A 2465-nucleotide genomic window follows, 5' to 3' on the forward strand; every position below is an offset into this window, starting at 1 on the left:
TCTAGCCGAGAAACTCTCTGTCCCTTCTATTTTAGCTCTTATTATTAAATGGAAAACTACTATATTTATGGATAATAAATTAAACATTGTAAACATACGAGCCGACAAACGTTGCAGAGTATACAGATAGAAAAAACTAAGTGGGGCGGCGGTGCGGTTAATTTTTTTAATTTCCAATCTGTGCGGAGTAGTTCGGAAGGAGTTCGTAGAGATAAAAACTTTGACATTCAGAACGCAAGCAACGCCGAAACCACCAGTTTGCGAGGACCGGACTTTAAGAATAAGGTCTCTTTTTTTTGCGAAATAAGTGAAAGGTTTGCGTAACGGAGGGGAACGCTGAGGAAGTACACTCTGCAACATCAGCTAAACAAAATGTGCGGGTAAAGCAGGTGTATTTTTTGTATTTTTAGGACTAATAAAAAATAATGGGTTGTTTGCCGGGAGTGGGTTTTGCACACTTCGTTTAGCTGCGACCGTTGGCAAACATTAAAAAAAATGCACCTTAAAAAATCAACCATCGGACTAATTAGCCTATCACTCCTGATTACTGGAATGAATTCTTGCAATTCTAAAAATGATCATTTTATTCTATATCCTAAAGATCAGACTCAAGCTATTACAGTCATTACAGAAGGTCATACAAGATTTATAATTGATGGAGAGCATAATCAGATACCGGAGGAAAACTTTATTAAAATTGATATCAGCAAAATTGATCGGATCGGCGATGAAATAGGCGTTTGTTGGAATAACGGAAATTTTGAATGGGAAGTTGTGAACCACGGATCCAGAATTCTTGAAAATAAATTAGACACCACCCGATTTAAATTCAACACGAGTTGGGATGTTGACCCCAGGGGAATTCCTAATTCAACTAAATATCATCAGGAGATGTGCGGCACTACTGGCACGGAATATTTCAGTCCCAGAAATGGAGACAATTTGTTATATGAACAGAAATAAAAACGTTTGCCAACAACATATAAAAACAATGCTTAAATCAGTCTTTAATCGAAAATTCGTGCTCGCTTGCTCAGCGGATTGTCCTGCGGACAATCACGCTCGCCAGCTCGCACTGTTTTTATACGGGACGTTGTACTGCATTTGAATGAAACGAATTTTAATTTCAATATTTGTCTGTCTAATGATTTTATCTTGTAAAAGAGATCTAACCAAAGATGGAATTTTGATGGCTGAAAGAGAAGCTCCAATCGGATTTAATCACTTACGAGTTTTCCGGGATAGCACTTTTGAATTTGAATACAAAAGTTTTCCAAACAGCAAATTGCACACCGGAAAAATCAGAATCCAAAATGATACAATTATTTTCAAGTATGATGATTCAATTCCAGCTTTCGGATATAAAGCAATAATTGATGGAAAGAAATTGATTTATACAAATGGAAATTATAATGAAATTCTAGAAATTTGGCTTGACAGTATATCGGATTGAAAAACGCAGTACAACACCGGCGATAAGCTATGGCTTCTACCGGCACACTCGGTAAATCCTCACGGATTTTCCTCAGGTCTGGGTTTTGTTTGCTAAATTAGTTGCTCAATCCACGCCACAGCTCATAGCCGACAAACGTTGTGCATAATGTAAAAATGAAGAAAATAATTCTCCTATTATTGTTACTCGGACAATTGTCATTTTCTCAAGTGGAAAAAGATGATTATCAATTGTATTCTCTTATTCTGACTGAGCGTTTAAAATTGGGAAACAATACTGAAAAAGATAAGATTGTATTGATTGAGCAATTTAAGGACAAATTTGATGGAACTTATCACGTCTTTAATCACGAAAATGATTCAATTACTAATTCGGACTTAATCTTTCTTTATAGTATGACATATAAAGACACAACATTTTTAAGAAGATTGACGAAAGAAAAAGATTTAAGAAATGTAGTGGTCCAACTAACTTCAGACAAATCTGAACATCCAAAAATTAATGCGGAATTACTGCAAAAACCGTTAATCGAAATTGAAACAATTACGGATAAAAAATACGACAAACATTTTCGTAAATTAAGACTAATAAATAGAGGTTGGAAAGGTATAGAAAGAGAATATGGAACCAATAAGGTGGTTAGATTTTCTCAAGTAAATTATTACAAACAATTCGCATCAACTTATTATGCAATTAACTGTGGTAGATTATGTGGAGCTGGAAACATTGTTATTTTTGAGAGGATTGACGGAAAATGGAAAATATTAACCGAAATAAACCTGTGGATGGCCTAAAAACACTATGCACAACACCGGCGATAAGCTATGGCTTCTACAGGCTCACTCGGAAAATCCTATCGGATTTTCCTCAGGTCTGGGTTTTGTTTGCTACATTAGTTGCTCAATCGACGCCACAGCTCATAGGTACTGTGTTATAAAACAAGTTTTTCTTCTAAAATTTTAGGAAACAAATTGGTTTACCAAATTGTTATCCTGCGCAGCAAGGGCTTCAT

3 protein-coding genes are annotated in these 2465 nt (G+C 35.6%); all 3 read left to right on the top strand.

The genetic code is table 11. The annotated features are described in order from the left end of the window. Nucleotides 1–495: 495 nt before the first annotated feature. The 3 genes from IEV69_RS13710 (at nucleotide 496) to IEV69_RS13720 (ending at nucleotide 2247) form a co-directional block, all read left to right on the top strand. The gene (locus tag IEV69_RS13710; protein WP_188443398.1) at nucleotides 496–963 is read left to right on the top strand and encodes a hypothetical protein; all 468 of its coding nucleotides are present in this window, start codon (nucleotides 496–498) and stop codon (nucleotides 961–963) included. Nucleotides 964–1108: 145 nt separating this feature from the next. Then, entirely contained in the window at nucleotides 1109–1453 is a 345-nt protein-coding gene (locus tag IEV69_RS13715; RefSeq protein WP_188443400.1) for a hypothetical protein, read from the top strand. A gap of 155 nt (nucleotides 1454–1608) precedes the next feature. Beyond that, entirely contained in the window at nucleotides 1609–2247 is a 639-nt protein-coding gene (locus IEV69_RS13720) for a hypothetical protein (RefSeq protein WP_188443402.1), read from the top strand. Nucleotides 2248–2465: the final 218 nt, after the last annotated feature.

Source organism: Planktosalinus lacus, assembly GCF_014640155.1.
Classification (GTDB): domain Bacteria; phylum Bacteroidota; class Bacteroidia; order Flavobacteriales; family Flavobacteriaceae; genus Planktosalinus; species Planktosalinus lacus.

Coding starts and splice junctions, on each gene's coding strand:
- IEV69_RS13710 (WP_188443398.1), top strand. CDS start 496: ATGCACCTTAAAAAATCAACCATCGGACTAATTAGCCTATCACTCCTG.
- IEV69_RS13715 (WP_188443400.1), top strand. CDS start 1,109: ATGAAACGAATTTTAATTTCAATATTTGTCTGTCTAATGATTTTATCT.
- IEV69_RS13720 (WP_188443402.1), top strand. CDS start 1,609: ATGAAGAAAATAATTCTCCTATTATTGTTACTCGGACAATTGTCATTT.